General features: G+C 69.5%; 1 protein-coding gene. It reads left to right on the top strand.

The annotated features are described in order from the left end of the window. Positions 1-417 (top strand): molybdopterin cofactor-binding domain-containing protein (locus AABA86_RS34050; protein WP_338309855.1); only part of this gene is annotated, 417 nt, incomplete at both ends.

Raw genomic sequence — 417 nt, 5'->3', positions numbered from 1 at the left:
GCCGCACGGCGTCGTGGTCGACCCGCGCGTGTTCGTTTCGGTCGCGCCCGACGGCATCGTGACCATCGTGGGTCACCGTTCGGAAATGGGCACCGGCGTCCGCACCAGCCTGCCGCTGATCGTGGCCGAGGAGATGGAAGCCGACTGGTCCAGGGTCAAGGTGCAGCAGGCCCATGGCGACGAGGTCAAGTTCGGCAACCAGGACACCGACGGCTCGCGCAGCACGCGGCATTATCTGATCCCGATGCGCCAGATCGGCGCCTCGGCCCGCACCATGCTGGAGCAGGCCGCGGCGAAGCGCTGGGGCGTGCCGGCGACCGAGGTCAAGGCCGTCAATCACGAGGTCGTCCACAGCGCCAGCGGCCGCAAGCTCGGTTTCGGCGAGCTCGCTGCCGACGCCGCCAAGGAATCGGTGCC

The organism is Bradyrhizobium sp. TM233, from assembly GCF_036247965.1.
Taxonomy (GTDB): domain Bacteria; phylum Pseudomonadota; class Alphaproteobacteria; order Rhizobiales; family Xanthobacteraceae; genus Bradyrhizobium; species Bradyrhizobium ottawaense.
The sequence above is the reverse complement of the archived record's forward strand: the minus strand, read 5'-3'. Positions and strand labels throughout refer to the sequence as shown.